Source organism: Pseudaestuariivita sp., assembly GCF_052825805.1.
Map to the genome: position 1 here is coordinate 343,569 of NZ_JBRBVB010000003.1, position 13,239 is coordinate 356,807.

The 13,239-nt window shown below is 64.6% G+C and carries 12 protein-coding genes; 8 read left to right on the forward strand and 4 right to left on the reverse strand.

Annotation, left to right across the window (positions count from 1 at the left end):
* Window positions 1–147: 147 nt before the first annotated feature.
* On the reverse strand, window positions 148–1,221 hold the full coding sequence (locus ACU0B3_RS05990) for a sodium-dependent bicarbonate transport family permease (protein ID WP_446259918.1): 1,074 nt from the start codon (window positions 1,219–1,221) through the stop codon (window positions 148–150).
* Between the two features lie 101 nt (window positions 1,222–1,322).
* Between ACU0B3_RS05990 and ACU0B3_RS05995 the strand changes: the two genes are divergently transcribed.
* From ACU0B3_RS05995 to ACU0B3_RS06030, 8 genes are all read left to right on the forward strand, one after another.
* Complete coding sequence (locus tag ACU0B3_RS05995; protein ID WP_446259919.1) at window positions 1,323–2,183, forward strand: LysR family transcriptional regulator; 861 nt, start codon at window positions 1,323–1,325, stop codon at window positions 2,181–2,183.
* A 137-nt stretch (window positions 2,184–2,320) separates the two neighbouring features.
* On the forward strand, window positions 2,321–4,096 hold the full coding sequence (xsc, locus tag ACU0B3_RS06000; RefSeq protein ID WP_446259920.1) for a sulfoacetaldehyde acetyltransferase: 1,776 nt from the start codon (window positions 2,321–2,323) through the stop codon (window positions 4,094–4,096).
* Window positions 4,097–4,202: 106 nt separating this feature from the next.
* Window positions 4,203–5,207 carry a phosphate acetyltransferase gene (gene pta, locus ACU0B3_RS06005; protein ID WP_446259921.1) on the forward strand — a complete coding sequence of 335 codons (1,005 nt, stop codon included), beginning with the start codon at window positions 4,203–4,205 and terminating at the stop codon, window positions 5,205–5,207.
* Entirely contained in the window at window positions 5,200–5,958 is a 759-nt protein-coding gene (locus ACU0B3_RS06010; RefSeq protein ID WP_446259922.1) for a TSUP family transporter, read from the forward strand. The genes pta and ACU0B3_RS06010 overlap by 8 nt, the downstream gene beginning before the upstream one ends.
* A gap of 27 nt (window positions 5,959–5,985) precedes the next feature.
* Window positions 5,986–8,823, forward strand: coding sequence for a molybdopterin oxidoreductase family protein (locus tag ACU0B3_RS06015; RefSeq protein ID WP_446259923.1), 2,838 nt, complete (start codon window positions 5,986–5,988; stop codon window positions 8,821–8,823).
* A 64-nt stretch (window positions 8,824–8,887) separates the two neighbouring features.
* Entirely contained in the window at window positions 8,888–9,028 is a 141-nt protein-coding gene (locus ACU0B3_RS06020) for a hypothetical protein (protein WP_446259924.1), read from the forward strand.
* Window positions 9,025–9,771: a 4Fe-4S dicluster domain-containing protein gene (locus ACU0B3_RS06025; RefSeq protein WP_446259925.1), complete on the forward strand. Its 747-nt coding sequence runs from the start codon at window positions 9,025–9,027 to the stop codon at window positions 9,769–9,771. Before ACU0B3_RS06020 ends, ACU0B3_RS06025 begins: the two co-directional genes overlap by 4 nt.
* Entirely contained in the window at window positions 9,771–10,658 is an 888-nt protein-coding gene (locus ACU0B3_RS06030; protein WP_446259926.1) for a dimethyl sulfoxide reductase anchor subunit family protein, read from the forward strand. The genes ACU0B3_RS06025 and ACU0B3_RS06030 overlap by 1 nt, the downstream gene beginning before the upstream one ends.
* Window positions 10,659–10,934: 276 nt before the next feature.
* Here ACU0B3_RS06030 and ACU0B3_RS06035 read toward each other — a convergent pair whose 3' ends face one another.
* Genes ACU0B3_RS06035 through ACU0B3_RS06045 form a run of 3 tightly spaced genes read right to left on the reverse strand, consistent with a single transcriptional unit; the run spans window position 10,935 to window position 13,238 of the window.
* Window positions 10,935–11,579, reverse strand: a complete 645-nt coding sequence (locus ACU0B3_RS06035; RefSeq protein WP_446259927.1) for a DUF1523 family protein — start codon at window positions 11,577–11,579, stop codon at window positions 10,935–10,937.
* Window positions 11,580–11,591: 12 nt separating this feature from the next.
* Window positions 11,592–11,861, reverse strand: a complete 270-nt coding sequence (locus tag ACU0B3_RS06040; protein WP_446259928.1) for a hypothetical protein — start codon at window positions 11,859–11,861, stop codon at window positions 11,592–11,594.
* 3 nt (window positions 11,862–11,864) lie between these two features.
* Window positions 11,865–13,238, reverse strand: a complete 1,374-nt coding sequence (locus ACU0B3_RS06045) for a DUF6638 family protein (RefSeq protein WP_446259929.1) — start codon at window positions 13,236–13,238, stop codon at window positions 11,865–11,867.
* Window position 13,239 lies beyond the last annotated feature (1 nt).

Genomic DNA, 13,239 nt, shown 5'->3' on the forward strand with positions numbered 1-13,239 from the left:
CTCGCCCGCTTGGTCCACGCCTCGTTTACCAACGAGACGTGGCGAAAACGAGGCAAAACCATGGCGCACGCGGGAACCGGCCGGTGCCGTCCCGCGTGCTGCCGCCTTGTTATGCAGGGCTTTCGGGCTTCCGTTACGGCACGTGCGTCACAGCCCGATCGCCCAGTCCGCCAGCGCAACAAAGAGCGGGATGCTCAGGATCGCGACCGGCGTGCCGAGCCCGGTCGACGTCCCCACATAGGCCGAGGGGTTCGCTTGGGGTAGCGCGCCACGCATCGTCGGGGGACCCGAGATGTCCGAGGACGAGGCGGCCATGACCGCCAGCAGCACCACGCCGCCCGCCGAAAAGCCCGTTAGGTGATGCGCCACCAGACCCACGCCAAACCCGATCAGACCATGCACCAGCGGCGCTGTGAGACCGTAGAGAATGTACGTGCCCGCGACGCCCTTCATCTCCGACAGCCGCGACCAGGCTTCCATGCCCATGATCAGCATCAGGATCGACAGAAGACCCCGGAAGAGCGGCTCATAAAAGCTGTCATAGACTGAGTCAGGCCGCGCAAAGAGACCCAAAGCCAGGCCCAGAAACAGGGCTGAGATTGCCGGGCTGCGCACGGTGTCAACCAGGATACCTTTGATGAGACCCGGCTCGAGCGGCGCCTTGCCGCCTGTGCCAGCACCTGCGCCGCCGCCCATCGTCATCGTCGCCGCACCGCCCACTGGCGCCGTTGCGCGCGCCCTCTCGGCACTCATCCTTGCCAGCACAATGGCCGTGACGAGCGCTGCGACATCCATGAAAGGATAAAGCGCACCAATAAAGCCCTCATAGGCAATGCCGTCTGACTCAAGCATGGCCATACCCGCCGCCAGGGTCGAGGCAGAGACCGCGCCAAACAGGCCAACTGTGGCCATGCCATCCATATTCGACACGCCTCTGCGCCCGGCGAGCACTTTGCCACCAATCAGCACGATCACAATGCCGATCAGTGCTGCGCCAATCGCGGGCACGGCAAGCTCTGTCAGATCGCTTTCGCGCACGGACATGCCCGCGCCAATGCCCACCTTGAGCAACAGCAGGATCACAACGAATTTGTAGACCGGTTGGGGCACTTCGAGTTTACTTCCAAGCGCCGCGAGCACCATGCCTCCGATCAAAAAGGCAAGCGTCGGCTTTTGCAACTGCGCCAGCAGCGTTGTGAAAATGTCTGCAATTATGTCCATCGTGGGCTCTCCATCCGTGTCTGGACGGCGATGTAGAGGGGCGCGACGCACAAGAAAAATACAACTTTCACGCTTAATCGTTCTTCTTTATAGAACGATAGATGCTCAACTATCATCATTTGCGCTACTTTCGCGAAGTCGCCCGCGACGGCCACCTGACCCGCACCGCCGAACGGCTCAACGTCTCGCAATCGGCGCTGTCCACGCAGATCAAGACGCTCGAAGAGCGGCTCGGCCACGCGCTCTTTGCCCGCAAGGGGCGGCAGCTGCACCTGACCGAAGTCGGGCGCATCGCCCTCGACCACGCCGACCGCATCTTCGAAGTTGGGGACGAGCTCCTCGCCACGCTCAGCGGCACGCACGGCACCGAGGCACCCCTGCGCATCGGTGCAGTTTCGACGCTGTCGCGCAACTTCCAGCTGCAGTTCCTGACGCCCCTCCTTGCGAAGCGTGACGTCGACATCATCCTCAAATCCGGCAACCTGCACGACCTCTTCAGCGCCTTGCGCGCACTGGCGCTCGACGTGGTGCTCACCACCGACATCCCCGAAGGCGCCACACGCGACGGCCTCATCGCGCACAAGCTCGCCGAACAACCCGTCGGCCTACACGGTGTGCCGAAGCTCTTGCGCGCGGGCACGCTCAGGGACCTTTTGACCAACGTGCCAGTGATCGTGCCCACCGAAAGCGCGATCCGCACCGGGTTCGACGCGCTAGTCGCCCGGCTCGGCGCCCTCCCGCGCATCGCGGCCTCGGTCGACGACATGGCCATGGTCCGCCTGCTCGCACGCGAAGGTGTCGGCCTCGCCCTTGCGCCCGAGGTGGTTTTTGCAGACGAGATTGCCGACGGGCGGATCGCCGCAGCGGGCCTCGATCTGGGGCTGGTCGAGCCGTTCTACGCCGTCACCGTAAAACGCGCCTTCCCGCACCCGCGTCTCGAGGCCCTGATTGCACATAAATAGCTATTATTGAGACTCCAAGTCCCAACTGGCAACACAATCGCTACGGAACTGGCCCTAACCCGTTAGGTCCAGTCTCTCCTAAGTTGACGTCAACGCGCCCGTATCTTCGGGCCGATTCTGTGTGAGGAGACGCATCCATGAAAATGACGACCGAAGAAGCCTTTGTGAAGGTGCTCCAACGCCACGGCATCAAACACGCCTTCGGGATCATCGGCTCGGCCATGATGCCGATCTCGGACCTTTTCCCGACCGCGGGGATCAAGTTCTGGGATTGCGCACATGAAGGCTCGGCCGGCTTCATGTCCGATGGCTACACCCGCGCAACGGGTGAGATGTCGATGATGATCGCGCAGAACGGTCCCGGCATCACCAACTTCGTGACCGCGGTAAAGACCGCCTACTGGAACCACACCCCGCTCCTGCTGGTCACGCCGCAGGCCGCGAACAAGACCATCGGTCAGGGCGGTTTCCAGGAAGTCGAGCAGATGAAGCTCTTCGAGGACATGGTCGCCTACCAGGAAGAGGTCCGTGACCCCACTCGCGTTGCCGAAGTGCTGACCCGCGTGATCTCCCAGGCCAAGCGTCTTTCGGGCCCCGCCCAGCTCAACATCCCGCGCGATTTCTGGACGCAGGTGGTGGACATCGAGATCCCCGAGCCGATCGAGTTCGAAGTCTCCCCCGGTGGCGAGAACTCCGTCGCCAAAGCCGCGGAGCTGCTGTCGAACGCAAAGAATCCGGTGATCCTCAACGGTGCCGGTGTCGTTCTCTCCGAAGGCGGGATCAAGGCGTCGATGGAGCTTGCCGAGCGCCTCGATGCGCCGGTCTGCGTGGGCTACCAGCACAACGACGCCTTCCCCGGCTCGCACCCGCTCTTTGCTGGCCCTCTGGGCTACAACGGCTCGAAAGCCGGGATGGAGCTGATTTCCGAAGCGGACGTCGTCCTCGCCCTCGGCACGCGCCTCAACCCGTTTTCGACCCTGCCGGGCTACGGCATCGACTACTGGCCGCAGAACGCGACGATCATCCAGGTCGACATCAACCCCGACCGCATCGGCCTGACCAAAAAGGTCACCGTCGGCATCGTCGGCGACGCCGGCAAGGTCGCGCGCGGCATCACCGCGCAGCTCAGCGATGATGCGGGTGACGCAGGCCGCGACGCACGTAAGGCCAAGATCGCCGAAACCAAGTCGCGCTGGAAACAGCAGCTGACCGAGATGACCCACGAGGACGACGATCCGGGCACCACGTGGAACGAACGCGCCCGTGCGGCCAAGCCCGACTGGATGAGCCCCCGCATGGCGTGGCGCGCGATCCAGGCCGCCCTGCCGCGCGAGGCGATCATATCGTCCGACATCGGCAACAACTGCGCCATCGGCAACGCCTACCCGGATTTCGACGAGGGCCGGAAATACCTCGCACCGGGTCTCTTTGGTCCGTGCGGCTACGGCCTTCCGGCCATCGTGGGCGCCAAGATCGGCCAGCCGAACGTTCCGGTTGTGGGCTTTGCTGGGGACGGCGCCTTCGGGATCGCGGTGAACGAGCTGACGGCCATCGGTCGTGGCGACTGGCCGCCGATCACGCAGATCGTCTTCCGCAACTACCAGTGGGGCGCGGAAAAGCGGAACTCGACGCTCTGGTTCGACGACAACTTCGTCGGCACCGAGCTGGACGAGCAGGTCTCCTATGCCGGCATCGCCAAGGCGTGCGGCCTGCAGGGCGTCGTCGCCCGCACCATGGAAGAGCTGACCGACGCGCTGAACCAGGCGATCAAGGACCAGATGGAGAATGGCAAGACCACGCTCATCGAGGCCATGATCAACCAGGAGCTGGGCGAGCCCTTCCGCCGCGACGCGATGAAAAAGCCGGTCTCGGTGGCCGGCGTCTCCGAAAGCGACATGGTCGCAGCGGAATAAGCCCCGCGATGCACCTACGACCCTCGAGCGCCCCGGACTTGATCCGGGGCCTCACCTCCCTTGCCAGCCAAGAGGCCCCGGGTCACGCCCGGGGCGCGGTGCGTCTGTGACAAACGTCTTGCAAGCTCTTCAGTCCCGCGCGGCACCCCTCGGCAAGCACATCGTGCTGAGCGAGGGCGACGATCCACGCGTGATCGAGGCTGCGCGGCGGGCGAACGCCAGCGGCTTGGCACAGGTCTCGATCGTGGGCGACGCGGCCCAGGTCGAGGCCGCCAGCGAAGGCGGACGAGAGGGCCTGCCGGAGGTCCAAGACCCGGCCACCTCGCCACTGACCGCTGAGCTGACCGAGCTGCTGGTGGAGCTGCGCCAGCACAAGGGTATGACGCCCGAGAAGGCCGCTGCAGCGGTGCAGGACCGGCTGACCTTTGCCGCGCTCCTCGTGCGCGCGGGCCATGCCGATGGCACGGTGGGAGGCGCTGTCGCGACCACCTCCGACACAGTGCGCGCCGCTTTGCAGATCATTGGCAAAGCCCCTGACGCGGCGCTTGTCTCCTCCATCTTTCTCATGGTCCTGCCTGAGGGGCATCCTTCGGGGCGGGACACCATGCTCTTCTCCGATAGCGGGCTTGTAATCGACCCTGATGCGCAGGAGCTGAGTGCCATCGCCGCGCAGTCGGCGGCCAGCTGGTCGGCCTTGACCGGTGAGGAGGCCAGGATCGCCTTCCTGTCGTTCTCAACCATGGGCTCTGCCCGCCACGCCAAGGTCGGCAAGGTCTCCGAAGCCGCCAAGCTGCTCCAGGACGCGCGTCCCGATCTCGCCTCGGACGGAGAGATGCAGTTCGACGCAGCCTTTGTCCCGTCGGTCGGCGCGTCCAAGGCGCCGGGCTCGCAGGTCGCGGGGCAGGCCAATGTGATGATCTTTCCCGATCTCGACGCCGGCAACATCGGCTACAAGATCGCCCAGCGTGTGGGCGGATGCACGGCCATCGGGCCGGTGCTCCAAGGGCTCGCACGGCCTGCGAACGACCTGAGCCGGGGCTGCACGGCGGACGACATCGTCGACATGATCGCCGTGACCGCGCTGCAAGCCGCGCAAGTCGGCGATGGCTGAGCTGTGGCCGGTGCTTTCGCTCACTCCCGCCACGTGGGCGGCGCTTGCCGGGATCATGTTCCTGGCCGGTGTGGTGCGCGGGTTCACCGGGTTTGCACTCTCGGCCTTTGCGCTGGCGCTCGGCGTTCTGATCCTGCCGCCGGTGCAGTTGATCCCGGTGCTTTGGTGGCTCGAGGTCTCCGCCTCACTGGCGATGCTGCGAGGCGGCTGGGCGGACGCGGACAAGCGCACGGCGCTGACGCTGGCCATCGGTTCGTTCACCGGCATGTTCATCGGGCTGGGGCTGACGACGCAGCTCGACCCGCAGGTCTCGCGCCTGATGGCGCTGTGCGTCCTGATCGCGCTGGCGGCGCTGCAGTTGGCCAAGGTGCGGCTCGGCGTCTTTGCGACGCCTGCCGGCACCGTGATCGCAGGCGTCCTGGCCGGGATCGCCACCGGGATCGCAGGGATCGGCGGGATGGTGGTCGCACTCTTTGTGCTGGCACAAGAGCGCCCGCCCGCGCAGATGCGCGCCACGATGGTGCTTTTCCTGCTGCTGGGTGCGTCGTCCTCGCTGCTGGTGCACCTGACCTATGGCACGATGAACGCGACCTCGACCATGCGCGGGCTTTCGTTTCTCCTGCCCTGCCTCTTTGGCGTTTGGATCGGCACCCGCCTCTTCACGCCGCAGTGGCAACCCTATTACAAACCGATATGCCTGTGGCTGCTGATCGGGCTGGGCGCGCTGTCGCTCGTCCGCACCCTGATCTAGGCCACCTTTGGACCCCGGAGACCTGACATGAACCAGCCCAAGCTGAACCTCTCGCCCAAGGTCTCGGACGAGGTGCGCAAGACGACCTGCTACATGTGCGCCTGCCGCTGCGGGATCAACGTGCACCTCAAGGACGGCCCGGATGGAAAAAAGCAGGTCGCCTATATCGAAGGTAACCGCGACCATCCGGTCAACAAGGGCGTGCTTTGCGCCAAGGGCTCTGCCGGGATCATGCAGGTCAACGCCCCCTCGCGGCTGCGCGCGCCTTTGAAGAGGGTCGGCAAGCGCGGTGAAGGCAAGTTCGAAGAGATCACCTGGGACGAGGCGCTCGAGATCGCCGCAACGCGCCTGACCAAGATCAGGAACGAAGACCCGTCCAAGCTCGCCTTCTTCACCGGGCGCGACCAGTCGCAGTCCTTTACCTCCTTCTTCGCGCAGAACTTCGGCACGCCGAACTACGCCGCACACGGTGGGTTCTGCTCGGTCAACATGGCGGCGGGCGGCATCTACACGATGGGCGGCGCGTTCTGGGAGTTCGGCCAACCCGACTGGGACCACACCAAACTCTTTATGCTCTTTGGCGTGGCGGAAGATCACGACAGCAACCCGATCAAGATGGGGCTGGGGAAGATCAAGGCGCGCGGCGCCCGTGTGATCGGCGTGAACCCGATCCGCTCGGGCTACAACGCCGTGGCAGACGACTGGGTGGGGATCACCCCCGGCACCGACGGGCTTTTCATTCTCGCGCTGGTGCACGAGTTGCTCAAAGCCGGGAAGATCGATCTGGAGTACCTTGCGCAGTTCACCAACGCGCCTGTGCTGATGAACATGGATGAGAAGTCGCCGGAATACGGCCTGCTGCTGCGCGATGAGAACGGCAAGCTGCTGGTGATCGACAAGACAACCGGCAAGCCTGCGCCGTTCGATCAGAAAGGCGTGCGCCCCGACCTCAACGGGAAGATCCGCGAGCGCGGTGTGACCCATGGCACCGTATTCGTGAAGATGGTCGAGCGGTATCTCGACCCCGCCTACGCGCCCGAGGCGGTGGCAGAGCGCTGCGGTGTCAAGGCGGACAAGATCCGGCGGATCGCCTACGAGCTGGCCCGTGTCGCGTTTGAGGAGGCGTTCGAGCTGGACCAGCCCTGGACCGACTTTCGGGGCGATCACCATCCCACGATGAAGGGGCGTCCGGTCTCCATGCACGCGATGCGCGGGATTTCGGCGCACTCCAACGGGTTCCAGACCTGCCGCGCGCTGCATGTCCTGCAAATCCTGCTGGGAACCGTGGAGGCGCCCGGAGGCTTTCGGTTCAAACCGCCTTACCCCAAGCCGGTCAGCGCCCATCCCAAACCGCATTGCAAGGTCACGCCGGGCCAGCCGCTCGACGGGCCGCACCTGGGGTTCGTGCGCGGTCCCGAGGACCTTTGCCTGCGCGAGGACGGCACGCCTGCGCGGATCGACAAAGCCTTCACCTGGGACAACCCGATGTCGGCGCACGGGCTGATGCACATGGTGATCTCGAACGCGCATGCCGGCGATCCGTACAAGATTGACACGCTTTTCATGTACATGGCGAACATGTCGTGGAACTCGTCGATGAACACCACGGGCGTGATGAACATGCTCACCGACACCGACGAGGACGGTGAGTACGTGATCCCCAACATCATCTACTCGGACGCCTACTCGTCCGAGATGGTGGCCTATGCCGATCTTGTCCTGCCCGACACAACGTATCTCGAGCGGCACGACTGCATCTCCCTCCTCGACCGGCCGATCTGCGAGGCGGACGGCGCGGCGGACGCGATCCGCTGGCCGGTGATCGAGCCTGACCGGGATGTGCGCGGCTTCCAGACGGTGCTGGTGCAGCTGGCGAACAAGATGGGACTGCCGGGTTTCACCAACGAGGACAGCAGCGCCAAGTATCAGGACTACGCCGACTACATCACCAACCACGAGCGCAAGCCTGGCATCGGTCCGCTTGCCGGTTGGCGGATGGGAGAGCAAGGTTTGCAGAACGGACGCGGTGCACCGAATGCCTCGCAGCTCGACAATTACATCGCCAATGGCGGGTTCATGGTCGAGCATATCCCGGACGAGGCGCTCTACTACAAGCCGTGGAACATGGCGTACCAGAACTGGGCGGTGAACCTGGGTCTCTTCGACAGCCCGCAGCCGTACCTCTTCGAGCTTTATTCCGAAACGATGCGCAAATTCCAACTCGCCGCCGAAGGGCACGGGGAGCGCCAGCCCCCCGACCATCTGCGCGAGCGGATCAAGACGACGCTCGACCCGCTGCCGATCTGGTACCCGCCGTTCGAAGACGGCCATGTGGACCCCGAGGAGTTCCCGATCCACGCGCTCACGCAGCGCCCTATGGCGATGTACCACTCCTGGGGCTCGCAGAACGCCTGGCTGCGGCAGATCCACGGGCGCAACCCGCTCTACCTGCCGACCAAGCTTTGGGACCAGCACGGTTTTGGCGAGGGCGATTGGGCGATGGTGACTTCGGCGCATGGCGCGATCACGGTGCCGGTGGCGCATCAGGCGGGGCTCAACGAGAACACGATCTGGACCTGGAACGCGATCGGAAAGCGCAAGGGCGCCTGGGCGCTCTCGGACGATGCGACGGAGACGACCAAGGGCTTTTTGCTCAACCACCTGATCCACGAGCTACTGCCGCCGCGCGGGGATGGCCTTCGTTGGGCGAACTCGGACCCGGTGACGGGACAGGCGGCCTGGTTCGATTTGCGCGTGAAGATCGAGAAGGTCCCGGCGCCTGCTGAGAGCCTGCCCGCGCATCCGCCGCAAAGCGCGCCGGTGCCGAAGGGTCCCTCGGAGCTGACGTGGAAGGTGGGGCAATGACGGTCTCAACCTGCACCACACACAAATTTTTGCTGCGAAAAATTTGGTTCACGGAGGTCCTCACATGACCCCGCGCCGCACACTCCTTTTGATCGCGCTCTTTGTGGCGATCACCTTTGGCAGCTTCGTGCTGTATCTCGTCCGCGCCATGTCGGACGCGCCGGAAGCCGCCCTGACCCTGTCCCTTTTCGGAGGTGTCGCATGACCGCCCTGCCAGACCGTACCGAGAAAAAGCTCGGCCTCGTCATCGACCTCGACACCTGTGTCGGCTGTCACGCCTGCGTCGTCGCCTGCAAGGGGTGGAACACCGAGAACTACGGCGTTCCGCTCTCGGACCAGCAAGCCTACGGCGCCACGCCGAGCGGCTCCTTTCTCAACCGCGTGCATTCCTACGAAGTGCAGCCCGATGTCGGCCCCGCGCAGACCGTGCACTTCCCCAAGTCGTGCCTGCATTGCGAGGACGCGCCCTGCGTGACCGTCTGCCCGACCGGCGCCAGCTATAAGCGGGTCGAGGACGGGATCGTGCTCGTGAACGAAAGCGACTGCATCGGCTGTAGCCTCTGCGCCTGGGCCTGCCCCTACGGCGCGCGCGAGCTCGACAGGGCCGCCGGCGTGATGAAGAAATGCACGCTCTGCGTCGACCGCATCTACAACGAGAACCTGCCCGAAGAGGACCGCACCCCCGCCTGCGTGCGCACCTGCCCCGCGGGCGCGCGCCATTTCGGCGATCTGGGTGACCCCGAGAGCGACGTCTCCAAGTTGGTGATCGAGCGCGAGGGCGTCGACCTGATGCCCGAGCAAGGCACCAAGCCGGTCAACAAGTACCTGCCGCCGCGCCCCAAGGATGACCTCGACCAGATCGACATCCTCTCGCCCTTCCTCAAGCCCGCCGCGCCCGAAGCAAAAGGCATCGCAGGCTGGCTCGACCGCGTTCTGGAGAAGATCTGATGCACCCAGCCCCCTCCGTCATCGTCTTTACCACGCTCTCCGGCCTCGGGTTCGGGCTGCTCTTCTTCCTCGGGTTCGGAATGCCCGCCGTGACCGGCTGGGTGACGTTTGTCTTCTTTGCGTTGGCCTATGCGCTGGCGGTTGGAGGATTGCTCGCCTCCACATTCCACCTCGGCAACCGCAAGAACGCGCCCAAGGCATTCACCCAGTGGCGTACGTCCTGGCTGAGCCGGGAGGCGATTGCCTCGGTGGCGGCATTGATCGTCATGGGGTTTTACGGGCTCGGCGCGGTCTTCTTTGACGCAAGCTGGCAGCCGCTCGGCTGGATCGGCGCGCTGCTGTCGCTGCTGACGGTCTACACCACGTCGATGATCTATGCGCAGCTCAAGACGATCCCGCGTTGGAACCATTGGCTGACGACGGCGCTCTTCATCTCGCTTTCGCTGGCTGGCGGCGCGCTGCTCGCGGGGCAAGTCTGGCCGGCCATCGTGCTTTTGCTCATCGCGGGGCTGGTGCAGCTGGTGGCGTGGCAGCAGGGCGATCAACGGTTCCGCCAGCGCGGGCACACGCTTGAGACGGCGACGATGCTGCCGGGCGGGAAGGTCCGCCAGTTCGAGCCGCCGCACACCGGGTCGAACTACCTGCTCGACGAGATGGTGTTCGTGGTGGGCCGCAAACACGCGCAAAAGCTGCGGGTGATCGCGGGTGTGCTGATGGTCGGCGTGCCGGTGCTGTGCCTCTTTCTGGCCCTGGGCGAGGGCTCGGGCGTGTCGCACTTCGCGGCGCTAGTCGCGGTGGTGAGCCACCTCATCGGCGTCGCCTGCGCGCGCTGGCTCTTCTTTGCCGAGGCCGAGCACGTGGTCGGCCTTTACTACGACAAACGCTAGTTTCGGCAGTGCCCACCTTACCTCGCTTGGAGATGCGTGGAGCGCATGGGGACAGGCGTGGCGGAATGAACTCAGCACAGTAGGGTGGACACCCCTCTACAGTCGTAACCAGCTGCCCACCTTACCTCTCTTAGTTCATAGACCTCCACGAGAGGCATTCGGCGAGAACCGAAACCCGCAAAGTAAGGTGGGCACTGCAATCAGAGATCGAGCGCCGCGCTGCATGCCGCGCCGTATTCCCACCGCATCTGTGTAAGGTGGGCACTGCCGAACGCCCTATGCCTTCTTCCCGCGGAACCAGTTGCGGATGCCGCGGCCTTGTTCGCGAGCGTTCTCGCGCGCCATGTAAAGGTCGTCGCCCAGCTCATCGAGCGCCGGCTCGATCCGGTTGCGCTTGAACCGGCGCCAGCGCGCCCAGATCGCCCAGACCAGCATCACAAAAAGCCCGATCACGATGATGTTGACCCACGGCACAGGCTTGCCGACGTCCGGCCCTGCGATGGGGCGCACCCCGACGGCATTGGGAAAGATCGTCAGAAACTCGTTCCGCCAGCCGTAATGCGTCATCAGCACCCACTGCGGCGCGTCCTTGGTGGACACGAGGTCCGCCGCCTCGGTCTGCAGGTTGGTCGTGTCGATCTTGAAATAGGGCGGCCAGCCCCAACCGGTGTCCTCGTTGCGGTAGACCATCGGCCGGCCATTGGCGCGGACCGTCTGGATAAAGAGCACGTCGCGGTTCACCGGATTCGCGGCCATGCCCGAATTGGGGTTCGACCAAAAGATCGAATTCTCACCAAAGTCGATGCGCTGCTCGAACGTGTCCACGATCCGCACGATGTCGCGCTGCGGCAGGGTGTAGTGAAAGATCGAGAGCACAAGCCCCCAGAACACCACAAACAAAAACCAACGCACATAGATCATCGCCGCGCCCCCTCAGGCAAAGTTTGTCATGTAAAAGATCACCGCGATCAGGATCACCGGGACCACATAGACCCCCAGGATCAGCTTGCGGCGCACCGAACCGTCGTACTCTTCGAGGCCCTGCCGCACCCACTGCTCCTTGTCGCCGGTCATGCCGTCTTCCTCCCAGGCGCGCTCCAGCTTGCGGCGGCGCGTCTGGCGGGAATAGAGCGACAGGCACACGTAGACAATTGTCAGAACGACAAAGAGGATCAAGAGCAGCCGCCCCATCGCAAAGATCATGTCCTACCTCCTGACGGCGCCCCACGGGCCCACGCGTGCGATCAGATCGTCCTTCTGGCGGCGCACCGGCTTGCGCCCCGGCACGGGGCGCGGCGCAGCCTCCGGCTCTGCCATGGCCGCCTCGAACCCAAAAAGCTGGCCCCTGACGCCCGCCTTGTCCACTTGATACTCGGTTGCGAGGAATTCCGCCACATAGGCTTGCTTGTCCTCCGGCCAGGCCGCGTAGGCGGCGTAAAAGGCGGGCTTGTGACAGATATAGAGCTGCCGGACGTCTTCGGGAGCCAGCTCCGCAAGAAGTTGGTTCACAAGTGCTGCATCAGGCGTGTCGGAGGCGCGCAGCGAATGGAAATACGCAGGATGCGCGGAGGTGATGTGCGGCCACGGTCCGCCCTCCTCGGCATAGGCGAGCAGTTGGCGCAGGCCGTGCCACGCCTCGGGCAGGTCGGCGGCCACCTGCCGGGTCACCCGCCGCAGCGCACGCCGGTCGCCATGCGCGACCTCGACGCCCCGGCTCGCCGCCGTTGCGATGACGATAAAGTCCATCTTCTGCCGCAGGATCGCGCCCGCATCGATGCCGCGCGCCTTGACGATGGGTTCCACCAGATCGTGCTCCGCGAGGTAACCCGCAATCGCGTTGCGGTCTTCCAGCGTCATCTGGTGCTGCACCGGCAGGTCATACGCCTCCGCCTCTGCACCGATCACCGCATCCGCGCCCTCCTGGCGGAAGACGTAAAGCCCGCCAAAAAGCGCCGTCCAGAAGGAGCGCTGCTCGAACGTCATCTCCCTCAGGCGCACCGGGTTGCGCGTCACGTCGCCCGTCCGCTTGGCCACGGTGATCATCTCCGCGATCAGAACGTCATCGAACCAGGCGTCCTCCTCGCCCATGAACCGGTCCACCATCCCCGCGAGTGTGTCCGCATCCTTGACCGTGCCTTGCGTCGTATCCGCCTCCACCGTGATCTTGCGCAAGTCCAAGAGCCGCGCCGGCGTGTCCGCATGAAAGACCGAGTTCACAAGCTCCCCCGCCACCGCATCACGCGCCGTGAGCGCAAAAAGCTGCGCCTCGTTCTCCTCGATGAAGCGCCTCAGAATGTCGCGCGAGGTGGAGAACTTGGCCTCCAAAAGAGGCGCCGTCTTCTGCTCAGGCGTGAGCAGGATAAACTGCCGGTTGACCCCGTGGTGGTTGAGATAGGCCCGGTCGCCCAGCTCTTCGCCAATCTCCGGCGCATAGCCCGAAAGGTCGATGTGAAAGTCGGTGAGGCCGGTCCGCTTCCCCGTCAAATGCTCCAGCGCACGATTGTACCGCTCCACGAGCGCCGGAGTGCTGACGTGAACCAGGTTCCCAAACATGAGGCCGCGTTTGATCAGGTGGTGCATG

Bases quoted from the DNA above. Each gene is read 5' to 3' on its own strand.
- ACU0B3_RS06045 (WP_446259929.1), bottom strand. From the start codon at position 13,238: ATGCACCACCTGATCAAACGCGGCCTCATGTTTGGGAACCTGGTTCAC.
- ACU0B3_RS06040 (WP_446259928.1), bottom strand. From the start codon at position 11,861: ATGATCTTTGCGATGGGGCGGCTGCTCTTGATCCTCTTTGTCGTTCTG.
- ACU0B3_RS06030 (WP_446259926.1), top strand. From the start codon at position 9,771: ATGCACCCAGCCCCCTCCGTCATCGTCTTTACCACGCTCTCCGGCCTC.
- ACU0B3_RS05990 (WP_446259918.1), bottom strand. From the start codon at position 1,221: ATGGACATAATTGCAGACATTTTCACAACGCTGCTGGCGCAGTTGCAA.
- ACU0B3_RS06015 (WP_446259923.1), top strand. From the start codon at position 5,986: ATGAACCAGCCCAAGCTGAACCTCTCGCCCAAGGTCTCGGACGAGGTG.
- ACU0B3_RS06020 (WP_446259924.1), top strand. From the start codon at position 8,888: ATGACCCCGCGCCGCACACTCCTTTTGATCGCGCTCTTTGTGGCGATC.
- xsc (WP_446259920.1), top strand. From the start codon at position 2,321: ATGAAAATGACGACCGAAGAAGCCTTTGTGAAGGTGCTCCAACGCCAC.
- ACU0B3_RS06010 (WP_446259922.1), top strand. From the start codon at position 5,200: ATGGCTGAGCTGTGGCCGGTGCTTTCGCTCACTCCCGCCACGTGGGCG.
- ACU0B3_RS06035 (WP_446259927.1), bottom strand. From the start codon at position 11,579: ATGATCTATGTGCGTTGGTTTTTGTTTGTGGTGTTCTGGGGGCTTGTG.
- ACU0B3_RS06025 (WP_446259925.1), top strand. From the start codon at position 9,025: ATGACCGCCCTGCCAGACCGTACCGAGAAAAAGCTCGGCCTCGTCATC.
- ACU0B3_RS05995 (WP_446259919.1), top strand. From the start codon at position 1,323: ATGCTCAACTATCATCATTTGCGCTACTTTCGCGAAGTCGCCCGCGAC.